The 16,250-nt window shown below is 69.5% G+C and carries 17 protein-coding genes; 1 reads left to right on the top strand and 16 read right to left on the bottom strand.

What is annotated here, in order from left to right; genetic code table 11:
- Position 1: 1 nt before the first annotated feature.
- The 16 genes from ABZ098_RS08845 to ABZ098_RS08770 all read right to left on the bottom strand — a co-directional run bounded on the left by ABZ098_RS08845 (position 2) and on the right by ABZ098_RS08770 (position 14,190).
- The gene (locus tag ABZ098_RS08845; protein ID WP_356588656.1) at positions 2-2,242 is read right to left on the bottom strand and encodes a DUF6571 family protein; all 2,241 of its coding nucleotides are present in this window, start codon (positions 2,240-2,242) and stop codon (positions 2-4) included.
- A 58-nt stretch (positions 2,243-2,300) separates the two neighbouring features.
- A complete protein-coding gene (locus tag ABZ098_RS08840) occupies positions 2,301-2,594 on the bottom strand; it encodes a hypothetical protein (protein ID WP_356588654.1) in 294 nt (97 codons plus the stop codon).
- 342 nt (positions 2,595-2,936) lie between these two features.
- Entirely contained in the window at positions 2,937-3,569 is a 633-nt protein-coding gene (locus ABZ098_RS08835; RefSeq protein WP_356588652.1) for an OmpA family protein, read from the bottom strand.
- Between the two features lie 7 nt (positions 3,570-3,576).
- Entirely contained in the window at positions 3,577-4,158 is a 582-nt protein-coding gene (locus ABZ098_RS08830) for a hypothetical protein (protein ID WP_356588650.1), read from the bottom strand.
- A gap of 36 nt (positions 4,159-4,194) precedes the next feature.
- The gene (locus ABZ098_RS08825) at positions 4,195-4,740 is read right to left on the bottom strand and encodes a pilus assembly protein TadG-related protein (protein ID WP_356588648.1); all 546 of its coding nucleotides are present in this window, start codon (positions 4,738-4,740) and stop codon (positions 4,195-4,197) included.
- Between the two features lie 56 nt (positions 4,741-4,796).
- Positions 4,797-4,958: a membrane protein gene (locus tag ABZ098_RS08820; RefSeq protein WP_037903624.1), complete on the bottom strand. Its 162-nt coding sequence runs from the start codon at positions 4,956-4,958 to the stop codon at positions 4,797-4,799.
- Between the two features lie 112 nt (positions 4,959-5,070).
- Positions 5,071-5,865, bottom strand: coding sequence for a response regulator transcription factor (locus ABZ098_RS08815; RefSeq protein WP_356588646.1), 795 nt, complete (start codon positions 5,863-5,865; stop codon positions 5,071-5,073).
- Position 5,866: 1 nt separating this feature from the next.
- Complete coding sequence (locus ABZ098_RS08810) at positions 5,867-7,120, bottom strand: histidine kinase (RefSeq protein WP_356589373.1); 1,254 nt, start codon at positions 7,118-7,120, stop codon at positions 5,867-5,869.
- Between the two features lie 191 nt (positions 7,121-7,311).
- The gene (locus ABZ098_RS08805) at positions 7,312-8,199 is read right to left on the bottom strand and encodes a DUF5936 domain-containing protein (protein WP_356589371.1); all 888 of its coding nucleotides are present in this window, start codon (positions 8,197-8,199) and stop codon (positions 7,312-7,314) included.
- Positions 8,200-8,215: 16 nt separating this feature from the next.
- Positions 8,216-9,160, bottom strand: a complete 945-nt coding sequence (locus ABZ098_RS08800; protein ID WP_356588644.1) for a type II secretion system F family protein — start codon at positions 9,158-9,160, stop codon at positions 8,216-8,218.
- Between the two features lie 21 nt (positions 9,161-9,181).
- Positions 9,182-10,519: a CpaF family protein gene (locus tag ABZ098_RS08795; RefSeq protein ID WP_356588642.1), complete on the bottom strand. Its 1,338-nt coding sequence runs from the start codon at positions 10,517-10,519 to the stop codon at positions 9,182-9,184.
- 13 nt (positions 10,520-10,532) lie between these two features.
- On the bottom strand, positions 10,533-10,886 hold the full coding sequence (locus tag ABZ098_RS08790) for a TadE/TadG family type IV pilus assembly protein (RefSeq protein ID WP_356588640.1): 354 nt from the start codon (positions 10,884-10,886) through the stop codon (positions 10,533-10,535).
- Between the two features lies 1 nt (position 10,887).
- On the bottom strand, positions 10,888-11,277 hold the full coding sequence (locus tag ABZ098_RS08785; RefSeq protein ID WP_356588638.1) for a TadE family protein: 390 nt from the start codon (positions 11,275-11,277) through the stop codon (positions 10,888-10,890).
- A complete protein-coding gene (locus ABZ098_RS08780) occupies positions 11,274-12,524 on the bottom strand; it encodes an AAA family ATPase (protein WP_356588636.1) in 1,251 nt (416 codons plus the stop codon). The genes ABZ098_RS08785 and ABZ098_RS08780 overlap by 4 nt, the downstream gene beginning before the upstream one ends.
- A 9-nt stretch (positions 12,525-12,533) precedes the next feature.
- Positions 12,534-13,241 (bottom strand): Flp pilus assembly protein CpaB, encoded by a 708-nt coding sequence (cpaB, locus tag ABZ098_RS08775; RefSeq protein ID WP_356588634.1) that lies wholly within the window; start codon positions 13,239-13,241, stop codon positions 12,534-12,536.
- A 67-nt stretch (positions 13,242-13,308) separates the two neighbouring features.
- Positions 13,309-14,190 carry a hypothetical protein gene (locus tag ABZ098_RS08770; RefSeq protein WP_356588632.1) on the bottom strand — a complete coding sequence of 294 codons (882 nt, stop codon included), beginning with the start codon at positions 14,188-14,190 and terminating at the stop codon, positions 13,309-13,311.
- Positions 14,191-14,445: 255 nt separating this feature from the next.
- On the opposite strand from ABZ098_RS08770, the gene ABZ098_RS08765 reads away from it, so the two are divergent.
- On the top strand, positions 14,446-16,134 hold the full coding sequence (locus ABZ098_RS08765) for a glycoside hydrolase family 18 protein (protein WP_356588630.1): 1,689 nt from the start codon (positions 14,446-14,448) through the stop codon (positions 16,132-16,134).
- Positions 16,135-16,250: the final 116 nt, after the last annotated feature.

The raw sequence follows: 16,250 nt of genomic DNA, 5'->3' as shown, positions 1-16,250 counted from the left end.
TTTAGTATTGACGGCCGAACATGTATGCGTTCTGAACGCCGGACACCATTTCACCGCTGTCTTCCTGGGCAACACCGTTATTGAGGATGTACCGATTCAGAGGCAACTGGGAAGCTGTGAGCCCCGCGTCCTCGAATTGGTTCTCGTCCATCCGCTTCTCCTTGTTCCGCTCGTCCTCGGCCTCCTTCGCCTGTTCCTCGGCGTCAGCCTCGAACATGTTGCCGAAGTAGGTGTTGGCGGTTCCCTCCGCAACCCCGATCGCGATGGGCACGGCGATGGCACCCGCTCCCATCGTCGGCACCGCGATCAGCCCTACCCCAGCTCCGATGGCGATGCTCGTGGCAGAGGACTTCCACGCGGTGGACTCGGCGATCTCGCGGTTCTTGGCGTCACCCTTGTCGCCGTAGTCGGACTCGATCTGGTCCATGCGCCCCTGGTCCAGGATCCCGTGCACGGTTCCTCCGATCCGAGCCACGGTTGCCGCCTCGGACGGTGAAGTGTTCGGGTCGGCGAGGAGACCAGACGTGTACGCCTGCTGCGCCAGGGAGACGGTGGCGTGGGCGTCCTTGTCATGGCCCAGGGAACGGAGGAATTCACCGGCCTCGCGTGGGCTGACCTCCATGCGCTCCCGCCCGGCTGCGGGGAACAGCTCATCCTTACCGATCACGTTGCCGCTGCCACCGATGTCCGCGGCGGCGTAGTTGAGGTCGTCCATGTACGCCGCCCCCATCTCGGCCACGCTGTCGGACAGACCGTCGCGGTCACTGAGCAGCTCGGGGTCACTGCCGTAGCGCTGGACCACCTTCTCCATGATGTTCGCCGCGCCGTCCATGCCACGGTTCGGGTGCGGGGGATCCGCGTCATAGCGCTGTCCCAACGTCGCCGATTCCAGCGCGTGCCCCAGCGAGTCGTACCCACCGATCTTGTCGTGGTCGCCTCCGAACGCCGTGTCGTGGGGCCAGGCACGGGCCTTGGTGTCGTCACCACCACCGACCAGGTAATCGAAATGCTCTCCCTTGGAGAGGAACTTGGCCGACGCCTCGGGATTGTGGCCGAGGGCCTCGAGGAAGCCGGTCATGGGATCGTTGCCGCGGTCGTTCTTGGAGCCGAAGTTGAGGTCGGCGCTGTTGAAATTGCCGGTCCAGAGCCGGTCGAGGCCCAGGCCCTGGTGGGAGTCCCCGTCGTTCCAGGGCTTCTCGGTCTTGATCAGGGCGTCGCCGTACTGCTGAAGGAAGGCGTTGTCGTACTCCCCGTGCCGCATCAGGTTGCTCATCACCTGGAAGCCGTACGGGTTGCCGGCGTCATCGATCTCGAGCCGCTGCGGCCCGAGCTTGATCATGTCCTGCTTCCAGTCCGTCATCGCCTTGCTGTCGGACTGGGTCGCGGTGCCGAGCGTGGTGCCGAGCTGCTTCTGCAGGTCCTGCAGGAGTTTCTCGCGCTCCTCGCTGCGGCCGTGGTCGCCGCCGTACGGGTCGGCCATCTGTGACCAGAAGGCCAGTGTTCCCTTGGGGCCAAGGCCGGTGGCGAACCTCTCGGCGAACCTGCCGTCCTCACGGTGCTCCTTGAGGAGTGCGTTGAGTTCCGTCAGTTCCGTGTCCGACATGTCCTTGCCCTTGCCGGCCAGTTCCAGGGCGCGGATGGAGTCCCGGGTCGCATCCGCTTCGTTCAAAGAGGTGTAGACGTGGTCGTTGAAGTTCGCGTTGTCTCCGCCGAGGTTCTTGTCCAGGGCGTAACAGGCCTCTTCGTCGGCCTCCGCGGCCTTTTTCAGAATGCCTTCCAGCTCGGCGACGATGGCGTCGATGTCGCTGTGCTGCTGACGGATCAGGTCCTGGTAGTCGGGATCGTGGTGACGCATCGGGTCGTCCGACAGGTCGTCGCGCGCGGTGACCTCACCCTTGGCACTGACGTGCAGACCTTTCTGCTTGGCCTTCACGTCGGCGCAGTGACGCAGCTCCGCCTGGTACCCCTTGAGCTTGGTGTGCAGGTCGGTGAGGATCTTGGCGATGCCATCGGCCTCGATCCGGGCGTCGTCGAACTCCTGCTTCGCCTCGGTGGTCCTGGTCCCCGCGAGGGTGGCGGTCATGACCGGCTGGCGCCAACCCGCTTCCTTGAAGGGGCGCTCGACGCGATCCCCGAAAGAGGTGTGCAGGCCCTTGAACTTGGTGGAGGTCTCCGCCCACCGGTCCGCGGCCGTACGGAGGTTGGCCAGGTTGAGGTGGTAGAGCTGCTCGTAGGTCGGCATCGGCCTGACTTCTCCCCGTAAGAACGATCGTGTGAACGGCTGACTGGAGCCCAGCCGGTCAACCGAAGGGCGACGGCCGGACCGACTTCACGGTCTGTGTGTTCACCGACTCGACCTCGACGTAGTTACCGCCGGTTGTACCGAACTGTGCACTGAGGTCCCGGCACTTGCCGACCAGCCCCTCCACCTGGAGGGACCAGACCGCCGCGAGACGGTTGAGTGCAGCGCCGGATCCGCCGCTCCAGTCGGCGCTGAAGTCCTTGGCCGCCGCGCGGGTCTCGTCGAGCGGATGCTTGCCTGCGGTCTGGGTTTCACCCGCGATCTCCGCCGCCCCATTGCCGGCCTTCTTCAACGACGCCGGGTCATCGACGTCCGTACCGCCTGACACGGTTGCCCCCTCTGTCCCCCTGGCACGACCCCGAGCGGCCGCATGTCAGGTCGACCATATCCAAAGAGACGCTAAACGGATCACCAAGGGTGGGGTCAGGAACGGGCGTTGGGCAGTCGCGAAGGGGCCGGGGCGCAGCTGGCGCGCCGGTGACAAAGCAGTTGGCGGTGTCATTCGAGGGGTCTGCAGGCGGCTGCAAGACCTGACAGCTCTTCCACCCAGGGCGCCGAGTCATGGACGCCTCCGGATACTCCAGTACTCCCCGACAGCTGTCCCGGCCGGCCTCGTACCCTCGACCGCCCTGCGTCACCCCTCCCCCCGTGGGAACGACACCTCCACGCGGCGGTTCTTCTTGCGGCCCGCTTCTGTCGCGTTGGAGGCGATGGGGTAGTCCTCGGAGTAGCCGCGGACCTCGTAGGTGATGCCCGCGTCCTTCAACTCCTGGTCGAGGACGTCCTGTACGGCGTTGGCGCGTTGGCGGGAGAGGGTGCGGCCGTGGGCGTAGCTGCCCAGGTTGTCGGTGAAGCCGAAGACGCGGATCTGGGTGGCGTGCTGGTTCTTGATCTCCGCCGCGATCGCCGAGATGCGGGCCTTCGCCTCGCCGTTCAGCTTGGCGCTGTCCTTGCCGAAGAGGACCTCCGCCTGGAGGGCGAACTTCACGTCCGCGTTGGTGTCCTCACGCCGTTCGTCTCCGCTCTGGTCCTCCACGACCTGCTTGATGTCCAGGACCTTCGGTTCGGCGAGGGTGGCCCCTTCCGGGAGCTTCAGGTCCGGGTCGTTGGGGTCCACCTCGACGGGGGCGGTGGCGGAGGGTTCGGTGCCGGGCGGAACGCTGGGGCCGCCGTCGTCCGCCTGGGCGGGCGTGAGGGTCAGGGCCGCCATGAGCGACGTGACCGTGAGGGCCAGGGCCAGGCGGGGTGGGGTTCGGGTGGCGGTCATGGCGGCGTCATCCGGAGATCTGGATGGTGGCGGAGGCGAAGGTGGGGAGTTGGAAGGCCACCTCCGTCGTACCTTCGGGCGGTGCCGGGAACTGCATGAACACAGCGAGGCTTTCGCCGGCCTTGAGGGTCGAGAAGCCGGTGGTGGTCAGCGGACGGCCGTCGGTGTCCCGGAGCACGTAGTAGCGCTTCTTGCCCTTCGAGTCGACGAGCGTGGCGCCGCCCAGCGACCTACCGTTCCGGACGATCTCGGTCTCGTCGCCCCGCACCGCCGCGGGAACGACCACGCCCTTGTCGCTGTCGTTCTTCAGGGTTCCGTTCACCGTGACGAAGCCCCCGGCGTCCCGCTCGGCGGAGGTGATCTGAAGCAACAGTCCGTCCTGGCCCTTCAGTTCGGCCAAGGGGACGTCCGCTTGGCCCTCCTGAGTACTGGGCTGGGAGCCCTCCCCCCGGGAGGCGGAAGCCGAAGTCTCGGGCTTCTTGCCGTCGCCGCCACCTCCGCCGCAGCCGGCCACACCGACGGCCAGTCCGGCCGCGATCGTCAGCGCGACGATCCCCCTGCGGGCCCTCGCCGTGAACCGAATGCTCATCACTGTATTTCCTTCGTCGCTGGTGTCGTCAGCTTGTCAGTCCGCCAGGTGGACGTCGAAGAGGTCCTCGGGTTTTGGGAGATCCGTGAGGTCCTCCGGGTCCAGGGTCCACTCGACGTCGCCTTCGCATGTGAGCTTCGGCAGCACGGCAGGGTCGGCGCCCGCCCCGGGAAGCTCGAAGTCGCAGCGTCGCTCGATCACGGCCGTGGCGCGCTCGGTCGAATGCTCGCCCTCGGTGCCGGGGACGATGGAATCACCGACGCTCTGGTTGGTCGTGGCCTCGACCTCATAACCCGGGGGCGACAGATCCGGACGCGGCGTGCACAGCACAGTGGCATCGTTCTGCGCGGCCAACTCGTTCGCCCGGGCGCAACCCCCGAACGCCACTCCCCCGCCCTCGAAGATGTCCCGCCACTTGGTGGGGTCGAGTATGTTCTCCACCCATTCGTCGGTCAGCTTGTCCCGGGTGTCCAGGGCCGCTGCCAGTGCGGCCGCGTCGGCCGCCGTCTGGGCGCTGTTCCGGTTGGCCGCAGCCTGACCGACCGCGAGATAGGCGAACGCGAGCAGGAGCAAGCCCCCCACCACCGTGATGTAGAGGGGGAATGCCTGCCCTGCGTCGCCGTGCGAGTTAAGGCCCGTCAGCCGCCGGTGACGTTGGCGATCTGCTCGGTGATGGCGTCGTAGATCGTGTTGCCGATGTCCGTCCCCGTGATCGCCAGCACGATCGCCACCACCACCGCGATGATGCCCAGGTACTCGACCGCGGTCTGGCCCTTGTCGTCGTTGAACCGGTTGCTCATCGTGAGACCCTTCGGTGTCGCCGCCATCGACAACCGGAACGTAGTCCCGCGGATCCCGGTCGGCGCAGGGCCCCTGGGCCCAAATCCGGGCCCAACGTCGTATCGGCACGGTTCACCCCACCCCTCGGCCCGAACTCGGGGCGGTGCCCAGCCACTTCGCGGCGGCCTCGGAGCGGCTCGTGCTGTGGAGCTTGGCGAAGATGCGGTTGATGTGGTTCTTGACCGTCTTCTCGCTGATGAAGCAGGCGGCGGCGATCTGCTGGTTGGTCATGCCGGATGCGATGAGGTCCATGATCTCCGCCTCCCTCGCGCTGAGTTGGAAACGCGACCTGTCCGAGGACGACTGTCCCACAGATGGTTGCAGTTGCGAAAGCCCTTTGAGGGGGATTGGGTGCGCGGGGGAAGGGACATGGGGGTTTACGTGTGCATTCGCATCGCGTAGATGGGTCAGCAGGGCGCCGGCCGCCGTCGGGGTGAGATGGGTGCGGCCCCGCGCGGTGTCCCGTACGGCCGCGGCGAGTTGGTCCGCCGTGAACTCGCCGTGGACGAGGTAGCCGTCGGCTCCCCTGCGCAGCGCCTCCTGGACGGTCTCCGGCTCTCCGCTGTACGTCAGCATCAGCACCGGGGCGATCGGCACGAGGTACGGGAGCGCCGAGATCCCGTCCATGCCCGGCATGCGAACGTCCAGCAGGACCACGTCCGGGCGGTGTCGGTTCGTGGCCTCGTAGGCCTCCCGGCCGTCCGCCGCCTCCGCCACGACCGTGATGTCCGCGCGGCCCGAGAGCAGGGCGGTGAGGCCCGCTCGGACCACCGGGTTGTCGTCGGCGACGACGGTCCGGACGGGGGTGGCCGGGGCCGTCGGGAACAGCGCGATCGGTGGGGTGGGGTGCTGGGGGTCGTCCGGCATGTCACGGCCTCCTCTCGTGGGGTGGGGGGTCGTCCGACTGTGCGGGCGGCAAGGGCGGGGACGGAGGTGGGGACGGAGGTGGTGACAGGGGCAGTTGCAGGAGTACGCGCGTGCCCTTCGCGTCCGTGCCCTCGCCTATGTGGATACCGGCGCCCACCGACTCGGCGCGTTCCACCATGCCGACCAGACCGAAGTGGCCGGAGCGGCGGAGTGCGTCGAGCGTGGTGTCCGGCGGGAGCCCGCGGCCGTCGTCCTGGACGCTGATGCTGAGCAGCCCGAGGTCGGGGTCGACGTCCGCCGTGATGTCGACGCGCGTGGCCCCGGCGTGCCGGTGGGCGTTCTCCATCGCCTCCTCCGTGATGGTGAGGAGTTGGCGGGCCACGGGGTGCGGGACGGTGAGGGCGAGGTGGGCGTGACAGGGGGCGCGGTAGGTCGCGGGGAGCGTGGTGCGGGCGCTGAAGTCGCGGACGCGGGCGGCCAGTTCCTGGAGTACGTCCGTGCTCGGGGCCGGGTCGCGGCGCAGGTCGGTGAGGAGTTCGCGGGACTCCGCTGCCGCTCTGCGGGCCGCCCGGGCGACGAGTTCGGCCTGCTGTCTGAGCTGGGCCGGGTCCGGGGCGGGGGCCGCCGCTGAAGTCGCCAGGCCCTCCGCCGCCAGGGCCACACCGTGCAGGGTCTTCGCCACCGAGTCGTGCATCTCCCTCGCCAGGCGCGCCCGTTCCTCGCTGATCGCCTCCGTCACGGCCAGGCGGGCCTTCATCGCGGTGAGGGCCTGGGTCGCGGTGCCGAAGCGGAGCAGGAGGTTGCGGAGCGTGGAGCCGACCGCGCCGGTGATCACGCAGAAGCCGGGGAGCAGGAGGGTGTCGGCGGGGGTGGTGTTCGGGTGCGGGAGAGCTGTCTGGGCCAGCAGGAGGATCAGGGACTGGAGGGACGCGAAGACCGCGGCGCCCCGCCAGCTGTAGGCGATGCCGGCGAGGAGGGGGGTGCAGACGCTGACGTACGCGAGCGTGGTGTCCGGGCCCGCGGAGATCAGGAGGAGGCTGCCGAAGAGGGTGTCCGCGGCGAGGAGGGAGGGGTGGCGCAGGAGGAGGGGGCCGAAGCGTTCCCAGTCCCTGAAGAGGGCGTACGAGACCATGAAGGTGACGACCACCGCGGCGCCCACCAGGCGGGTGCCGAGGCCGGGGTTGGCGTTGAGGAGGGCGGCGGGGGCGGCCAGGGCGATCATCGCCAGGCGGAAGCCGAAGACCTGGCGGCACATGGCCTGGAGGGCGTTGACCTGGATGTCCAGGGCGGGTGCGGGTGCGGGTGCCCTTGCGGATACGGGTGCGTGGGCGTGCGCGTGGTTCGATTTCCCACCCGCACCCGTACTGCTTTCGTCGTCGAGTGCGGGTGCCACCCCCACCCGTCGCCCTACGCTCCGCTCACCCGTCATCGACATCCCCCGCCCCCCTACTTCCCCGTGATCGTGCCGAAGTCCGTGCCCGAGCCGAGGAGCAGGCCCGCGGCCAAGAGCAGCATCGTGGCCGGGACCATGAAGGTCGTGATCATCATGGTGGCCTTGGGGACCGCGCGGGCGGCCTTGCGGCGGGCGTTCTGGGCGTCCGTGCGGCGCATGTCCTTGGCCAGGGAGACCAGGGTGTCCACGATGGGAGCGCCCAGTTCCTCGCCCTGCTGGAGGGCCGTCACGAACATCGCCACCTGTTCGGAGTCGTTGCGGCGGCGCAGCTCCGCGAAGGCCTGGCGGCGGCTCATGCCCAGGTCCATCTGGCGCAGTGTGATGCGCAGTTCGTCGGCCCAGGGGCCCTCGTACTTGGAGGCCACCCGGTCCAGTGCCTGGCGGAAGCCCAGGCCCGCGCTCACCACCACGGCCAGCACGTCGAGGAAGTCGGGGAGCGTGCGCTCGATGACGTCCTTCCTGACCCGGATCGCCGACCAGATGCCGACCTCCGTCCAGAACGCCCCGAAGGCCAGGAGCAACAACGCCACGAACAGCTGCCCCCGCAGCAGGAAAACCAGGAAGCCCAGGCCGCCCAGGAAGCCGTACACCGCCCTGCGGGCCGCGTAGCGGTTGATGGTCAGACCGCCCGGGTTGCCCGCCAGGTCGATCTTGCGGCGGTACTTGGCGACCTGCTTGGGGCCCATCAGGCGCAGGACGGCGGGGGCGTAGCGCATGCCCATGCGGTCGATCAGGGAGTCGACGGCGCCGGTGCGGGTCGAGCCGACCTCCAGCGCCAGCACCAGGTCGCTCGGCAGTTTCGCCTCCGCCCGGTACATGCGGATGCCGGCGAAGACGCCCCACACGCTCACGGCCATCAGCAGGGCCAGCCCGAATGCGATCACAGCCGCCCCCTCCTCAGACGTCGATGCGGGACAGGCGGCGGATCAGGATGAATCCGACCGCGTAGAGGGCGAACGCGATGATCACCGCGCCCTGGCCGAGCGGTGAGCCCGTCATCCGCTCCAGCGCGCCGTCCTTGACGCCGTTCATCAGGAACAGCGAGCCGATGCCCAGGACCGGGACGGCGTACGACGTCATGTTGACCTGGGAGAGCTGGGTGCGGACCTCGCGCCGGGTCTCCTTGCGTTCCTCCAGCGTCTCGGTCAGGTTCCGGAGGGCGCTGACGACCTGGCCGCCCGCCCGGTTCGACAGCACCAGGGTGGTGACCAGGACCACCAGTTCGCGGGACGGCAGCCGCTTCGCCATCTCGTCGAGCGCGTCCTCCATCGCCACGCCCACCGCCAACTGGTTGGCCACGTTCGCCAGTTCCTCTCCGGCCGGTGCCTCCAGCTCCTCGGCGGCCATGCCGATCGCGGTGCGCAGGGCGAGACCGGCGTGGGTGGCGTTGGCCAGGATGCGGGCCAGTTCGGGGAGTTGGTTGATGAACTTCTCGATGCGCTTCTGGCGCTGCCAGTTGAGGAACTGCACCGCCGCCCAGACGCCCGCGAGGCCTGCCAGCGGGCCGAAGAAGGGCGCCAGGGTGGCCTGGCCGATCAACCACAGGCCGCCGACGAGCCCGATCATCGCGGCGAAGAACTCGCCCGGGGTCACGTCAAGACCGGTCGCCGCCAGCCGCAGTTCCAGCTCCCGGCCGAGCCGGGTACGGCGCAGCCGGCGGTCCAGGTCGCGGAAGTGCCGGCGGCGGCCGGTGTACGGCACCTGGCCCGCGGCCGACAGCCGGTCGACCAGTGCCGCCCGCTGTGCCCGCCCCCTGGCGTAGAAGTGGACGCCCACGACGGCGAGCGCGCACGTCAGCAGCGTGACGCCGATGGTGAGCGTGACTAGGGTCTGCAGGTCCATGAGGGTGCGTCCTACCTGTTCCTACCTGGCTTCTCGGATGGCCAACTGGCTTGTGGACTCGGCCACCCCGAAGGCCTGGGGGGTGGGCTGGCTCGCCATGTAGAGGCGGTCGACGGTACGGCGTGGGAGCGGGAAGTACGCGAACCGGCCGTAGATCCGGCCGTCCGCCGCCATGGGCTCGGCGTCGAAGCGGGCCACCGTGGCCAGGCGGTACGGCTCGCTGCCGTGGCTGTCGAGCAGGGCGATCTCGGTGATCCGGCGGGCGCCGTCGGCGAACCGGGTGAGCTGGATGATCACGTCGACAGCGCTGTTGATCTGGTCGTGCAGGGCCTCGAAGGGGATCTCCACCTCCGACATGGAGGCGAGCGTCTTCAGTCGCATCAGCGCGTCCTCGGCGCTGTTGGCGTGGACGGTGGCGAGGGAGCCGTCGTGGCCCGTCGACATCGCCTGGAGCATGTCGAGGGACTCGCCGCCGCGGACCTCGCCGACCACGATCCGGTCGGGGCGCATGCGCAGGGAGTTGCGGACCAGGTCGCGGATGGTGACCCGGCCCTGCCCCTCCACGTTCGGCGGCCGGGACTCCAGCCGGACCACGTGTCGTTGCTGGAGCTGGAGTTCGGCGGAGTCCTCGATGGTGATGATCCGGTCGCCCTCCGGGATGAGCCCGGACAGGGCGTTGAGCAGGGTCGTCTTCCCGGTGCCCGTCGCGCCCGACACGATGATGTTGAAGCGCGCCTGCACCAGGCCCGCCAGCAGGTACAGCATGTTCTCGTCGAGCGAGCCGAAGCCGACCAGTTCCTGGAGCGTGTAGGAGCGGGGGAAGCGGCGGATCGTGAGGATGGCGCCGGTCAGGGAGAGCGGCGGGATGATGACGTTGACGCGCTCGCCGGAGGGGAGGCGCGCGTCGACCATCGGGTTCGTCTCGTCGACCCGTCGGTTGACCGTGGAGACGATGCGCTCGATGGTCTGCATGAGCTGGTCGTGGGAGGGGAAGCGCAGCGGCAGCTGCTCGACGCGGCCGGCGCGTTCGACGAAGATCGAGTCGGGTCCGTTGACCATGATCTCGGTGATGGAGGCGTCTTCGAGCAGCGGCTCCAGGATGCCGAGGCCGAGCGCCTCGTCGACCACGCGCCTAATCAGCTGGGAGCGTTCGACGGTCGACAGGACCGGCCCCTCGCGGCTGATGATGTGCCCGAGCACCCGCTCCAGGCGGGCCCGGCGCTCGGCCGCCGCCAGCGAGCTCATCTCCGCGAGGTCGATCTCCTCCAGCAGCTTGGCCCGGTAGGAGGAGACGAGGTGGCCGTCCTCGCCCCGGCTGCCGTTCTCCTCGGGGGTGTTGATGCGGGACCGCAGGCTCATGGGGGCACCTCGTTCAGTGGTCGAGCGGCATGGTGGCGGTCTTGACGGCGGGGTCGAAGTCCCACCCGGGCACGATCGACGGGATCTGGACGGTGGCGGTGACGGTGACCGAGTCGCCGCCCCCGCCCTCGGTGCAGTCGACGGACAGCCAGTCGCTGATCGCGTTCACACAGCCGTCCTGCGCGCTCAGGTCCAGCGAGGCGGCCCGCGCGCCGGCCCTCGCGGCCGTACCGGCCTGCTGGGCGGTGTAGGCGATGAGCCCGATCTGGACGCCCGCCATGGCGACGAGGATCAGGATCGGGATGAAGCCCAGGTATTCGAGGGCCACCTGGCCGCGGTCGCGAGGGCTCTTGTGGGAGTACGACATCTCAGTCCCTGTCCTCCTCCACGGCGCCCGCGTGGCCCTCCACGTCGAAGGGGAAGCCGATCGATCCCGGGAACAGGACGGGGACCTGGAGGGTGACGGTGGCCTTGACGTAGCCGCCTCCGGTCGCGCAGCTCACCGTGCCGCTCCACGCGCCCGGGAGTTTGTCCGTGCCCGCCTCCTGGCAGGCGGCCTGCCGCTCCCCGGCCGGAACCACCGTCCCCGCCCGCGCCGCCTCGTCAGCGGCGTTCCCGGCGAGCGTGTAGGTGTACCCCAGCAGCACGAACTGCCACAGCAGCACCAGCGTGATCAGGATCAGCGGGGTCATCCCGAGGAACTCGATGGTGACCTGGCCCTCGTCCCGCCGGAAGCGCCGAAGGACCCGGGTGCTCATCTCCCCAGCTCCTTGCGCCGCCGGAACGCCAACGCCCCCCGCTCCCGCCCTCCGTTGCGATGGGAGTTGGCCTCCGTCCCCTTGACCAGGCCCAGTTCCCCGGCGAGCGCCCACAGGGCCTGCTTGACCGTGCCCTTGGCGTCGAGTTCGTGGACCCGGCCCGCGTCCACCGCGCCCTGGAGTTCCTTGAAGTTGGCCGGGATCACGGTCGCCGCGACCCCCGTGCCGGTGATCTTCTGGATGAGCCCGGGCTGGATCTCCGTACCGCGGCTGTGGCGGTTGACGACGACGGTGGTCTCCTCGGCCTTGCGGACCTGGAGCCGGTCCCACATGCGCACCGCGCGCTTGGCGCCGCGTACGGCGACCACGTCGGGGGTGGTGACCAGCAGAGCCGTGTCGGCCATCTCCACGATCGCCGCGCCGGCGCCGCTGAGCTGGGCCCCGCAGTCGACGACGACGACCTCGTAGCGGGAGCGCAGGGCGCTGACGATCTGGCGGGCGGCGCGCTCGGTGACCTCCTCGCCGCGTTCGCCCTCACCGGGGGCGAGCAGCAGTGCGAGGCCCGTGTCGTGGGGGAACACGGCGTCGGCGAGGACGCGCGGGGAGATGTCGGTGATGGTGGCGAGGTCGACGACCGAGCGGCGGAACTGCACGTCCAGGTAGGAGGCGATGTCGCCGGTCTGGAGGTCCAGGTCGAGCAGGGCGGTGGTACGCCCTGAGGCCTGGGCGGCGAGGGCGAGCTGGATGGCGGTGGTGGTGGCGCCGACGCCGCCCTTCGCGCCGCTGACGGTGACGACCGTGCCGCCGACGCCGGTGAACACGTCGGTGGCGGCGCCCAGGTGCCGTCGTACGCCCGTCGACCACTGGGCGACCGCGTGCACCCGGTTGGCGAGCTCCTCGTAGCCGAGCGGGAGGGCGATGAGGCCGCGGGCGCCGTAGTCCATGGCGGCCTGGAAGAGGCCGGGGCCGACGTCGGAGGTGACGAGGATGACGCCGACGGCCGGGAAGCGCAGGGCGACCTCGCGGATGAGCTCCAGGGCCGGGACGGGGCCGATGCGCTCATGGACGACCACGACCTCGGGCAGTTCGTCGATCGACTCGGACGCCAGGCGGGCGAGGGTGTCGATGAGCTGGGTGGAGTCGGTGACCGGGGCGAGGGGCTCGGCGTCCGGGAGCTGGCTGAGCAGCGTGGTGAGGGAGCGGACCGCGTCCGCGTCGCCGACTGCCGGGAGGATCCTCGTGGGCATGGCGGCCTCTCACTTGTCCTTCGCGAGTTCGTACGTGCGCTCCTGCTCGGGCACGGTGCCGGTCTCGCCCGGGGCGACCAGGGCGAGCCGGACCCGCTTGGCGAACGACTCGGCGTACGTGATGCGCTGGGCGTCGAGGGCGGAGAGGGCGAAGGTGATGGGGCGGGCATCGGTCGCCGCGCGGGTGCGGTCGTCGGCGTCGGGCTGGAGCGGGGTGAGGTCGCCGACGTCCAGGACCCGGGCGTTCGTCACGATGATCTTCGACAGGTCGGGGTCGCCCTCCTTCTGTCCCTCGAAGGTGGCGTACACGTTGACCGCGGAGCCCGCCGTGATCTTGCCGGCGACGCCGGTCGCCGCGTCGATCATGATGGCGATCTCCTGCTGCCCGGGCTGGAGCGCGGGCTGGTCGACGATCATGTCGCTCTGGAGCAGGGAGCCCTTCTTGAGGGTCGTCACGGCGATCTTGTCGCGGATGGCGTCGAGGTCGGTGATCGCGTTCGTCGACAGCCAGCGCTCGGGCATCTCCGTCTTCTCGAACTGCGCCGCGGTGAGCCGGGTGTAGGGCTCGATGTCCTTCTTGACCTCGTACGCCGTGACCTCGGGCCCGACCTTGGACTTCACGTCGTCGATGACGGAGAGCACGCCGGCGAAGGCCGCGAGGGCGCCCAGGACCGACAGGAGCAGGAGTATCACGCCGCGGCGCTGACGGGAGTTCATGAACCGTGGACCTCGTTGGGGGGCTCGGTCGGGCGGAATCGGGGACGGGGGCGATCCGGCGTACGGCTCACCCGGCGGGCAGTTGGTGCTGTTCGTACTGAGGGGCGGGGGTCACGGGTGCGGTGGCCGAACAGAAGACACAGCGGTCTCCGATGACGTCGATACCGCACCAGTGACAGATGTTCTGCCGTACCGAGGTGACCAGTTGGTAAAGGACGGACAGGTCGGGCAGGAAGGTGCAGAACTCGATCAGCTTGCCGGTGCCCCACCACGCGGCGGACTCGGCGGGCAGCGGGGTCTCCCGCAGCCCCTGGATGCGCCAGGACTTGGCGAGGCTCCCGGAGACCCAGTCGGACTGGAGCTGGCCGCGGGCGACGAGCATCGAGGTGGCGAACTCCGGGCCGGCGAGCGTGGCGTCCGGGGCGAGCCTGACGAGCTGTGGCTGGGGGTGGGCGAGCACGGCGAACTGGCTGCCCGGCACCCAGGACTTGGCGTGCGACTTGAGCCCGACGGGGACCCGGTCGAGCCTCGCCACCGAGCCGAGGAGCGCGCCCGCGTGGAGGTAGTGGGTGAGCAGCCGGCCCGCAGAGGCGAGGACGCCGGGGCTGAGGTCGCAGGAGGCGAGCTGTCTCAACTGACGGGCCAGGACCGCGAGTCCGAGGGGTGGCAGATCGGGCTGGAACAGGGCGATCCGGTCGCTCTCCAGGAGGGACCGTACGGTACGCAGCCGTTGGTCCACCGCGGGGGACACGGCACGGGAGTACACGACGACCACATGGCCGTGCTGGTCGATCAGCGTCCGGAGGACGGCGAGCGTGTGGTCGAGCGGCTGCCGGTCGAGGCCGTCGAGCACGACGGCGGGCAGGGTCCGCTCGTCCTGCGCCGGCAGCGCCATGTCGGCACCGGTCACTGCGATGGCAGTTGGCACGCGCAGCTCCCCGTATCCCATGCCCGAGGGTCCGGCGGATCACTCCGGCGCACCCGGTCGACTTCACTGCGTGACTACCTGAGCACTGTAACCACGGCTCAGTGACCGGAGAACAGCGATTCTGTGACTTCCTGGCCTATCCGAAGGATCAAAAGCGGGCGATTCCTGCCCAGATGGGGCGCACTTGCCACGTGCGCGAGCCGGCGAAAGGCGAGTTGCGCAGCCATTCACGCCGACCTCCTTGACAGGGCATTGGTCTGGACCAACTCTCTTGTCATGCCCATACTCAGCAGCAAACGACTCCGGACGCTCTGGACGACGACCCTCGTCGCGGCCCTCGCCCTCGGGTTCGCGGGGCCCGCCTCCGCCGCCGACGTCAACAACGCGAAGAACGCCGGCTTCGAGTCCGGCCTGTCGGGATGGACCTGTTCCGCGAGCAGCGGTACGACGGTCTCCTCCCCCGTGCACGGCGGCTCGGCCGCGCTGAAGGCGACACCGGCCGGGCAGGACAACGCGCGCTGCGTCCAGACGGTGGCGGTCAGGCCCAGCTCGACGTACACGCTGAACGCGTGGGTGCAGGGCGGCTACGCCTATCTGGGCGCGACCGGCACCGGCACCACGGACGTGTCGACCTGGACCCCGGACTCCGCCTCCTGGAAGCAGCTGACGACCACCTTCACGACGGGCGCCTCGACGACCTCGGTGACGGTGTACACCCACGGCTGGTACGGCCAGGCCGCGTACTTCGCGGACGACGTGTCGGTCTACGGCCCCGACGGCGGCGGTGGCGGTGACCCGGACCCGGCGATCCCCTCGGCGCCGGGCGGCCTGACGGTCTCCGGTACGTCGTCCTCGTCGGTCTCCCTGGCCTGGAACCCGGTGTCGGGGGCGAGCGGGTACAACGTCTACCGCGACGGCACCAAGGTCACGGCGGTCACGGGGACTTCGGCGACCGTGACCGGGCTCGCCGCGTCGACGTCGTACGGCTTCCAGGTCACGGCGACGAACGCGGCGGGTGAGTCGGCCAGGTCCGGGACCGTGACGGGGAGGACCTCGGCGACGGGCGGCGGCGGGGGCGCGGTGCCGAAGCACGCCGTCACCGGGTACTGGCAGAACTTCGACAACGGGGCGACGGTCCAGAGGCTGTCGGCCGTGCAGTCTCAGTACGACATCATCGCGGTGGCGTTCGCGGACGCGACGACGACTCCGGGTGCCGTGACCTTCACCCTGGACTCGGCCGGGCTCGGCGGGTACACGGTCGACCAGTTCAAGGCGGACATCAGGGCGAAGCAGGCCGCCGGGAAGAAGGTCGTGATCTCCGTGGGCGGCCAGAACGGCACGGTCTCGGTGAACGACCCGGCGTCCGCGGCGAACTTCGCGAACTCGGTGTACGCGCTGATGCAGACGTACGGCTTCGACGGCGTCGACATCGACCTGGAGAACGGGCTCGACGCGACGTACATGTCCCAGGCGTTGCGATCGCTCTCGGCGAAGGTAGGCGGTTCGCTGGTGCTCACGATGGCACCCCAGACGATCGACATGCAGTCGACGTCCAACGCGTACTTCCGGACCGCGCTGAACGTGAAGGACATCCTCACCGTCGTCAACATGCAGTACTACAACAGCGGTTCGATGCTGGGCTGCGACGGCAAGGTCTACTCGCAGGGCACGGTGGACTTCCTGACCGCCCTGGCCTGCATCCAGTTGGAGGGCGGACTGTCGCCGTCCCAGGTCGGGCTGGGCCTGCCGGCGTCTACCAGGGGGGCGGGCAGCGGCTACGTCTCCCCCACCGTGGTGAACAACGCCCTGGACTGCCTGACGCGCGGCACGAACTGCGGCTCCTTCAAGCCGTCGAGGACCTACCCGGACCTGCGGGGCGCCATGACCTGGTCGACGAACTGGGACGCGGCGGCGGGGAACGCCTGGTCCGACGCGGTGGGACCGCACGTGCACGGGCTGCCGTAGCCGGGGTCAGGACGCGGCCGGGTTGTCGCCCTGGACGACAGGCATGACCTCCCGGCCCGTGTCCCCGACCGTCGGGGTCAGCTCGGGCGCACGACCACTGTCGCCTCCGCCGCCTT

Origin of the sequence: Streptomyces sp. NPDC006335 (genome assembly GCF_040612795.1) — a bacterium.
In the GTDB taxonomy this organism is placed as follows: Bacteria; Actinomycetota; Actinomycetes; order Streptomycetales; family Streptomycetaceae; genus Streptomyces.
Note: the sequence above shows the minus strand (reverse complement) of the source record. Positions and strands in the feature narration are given on the sequence as shown.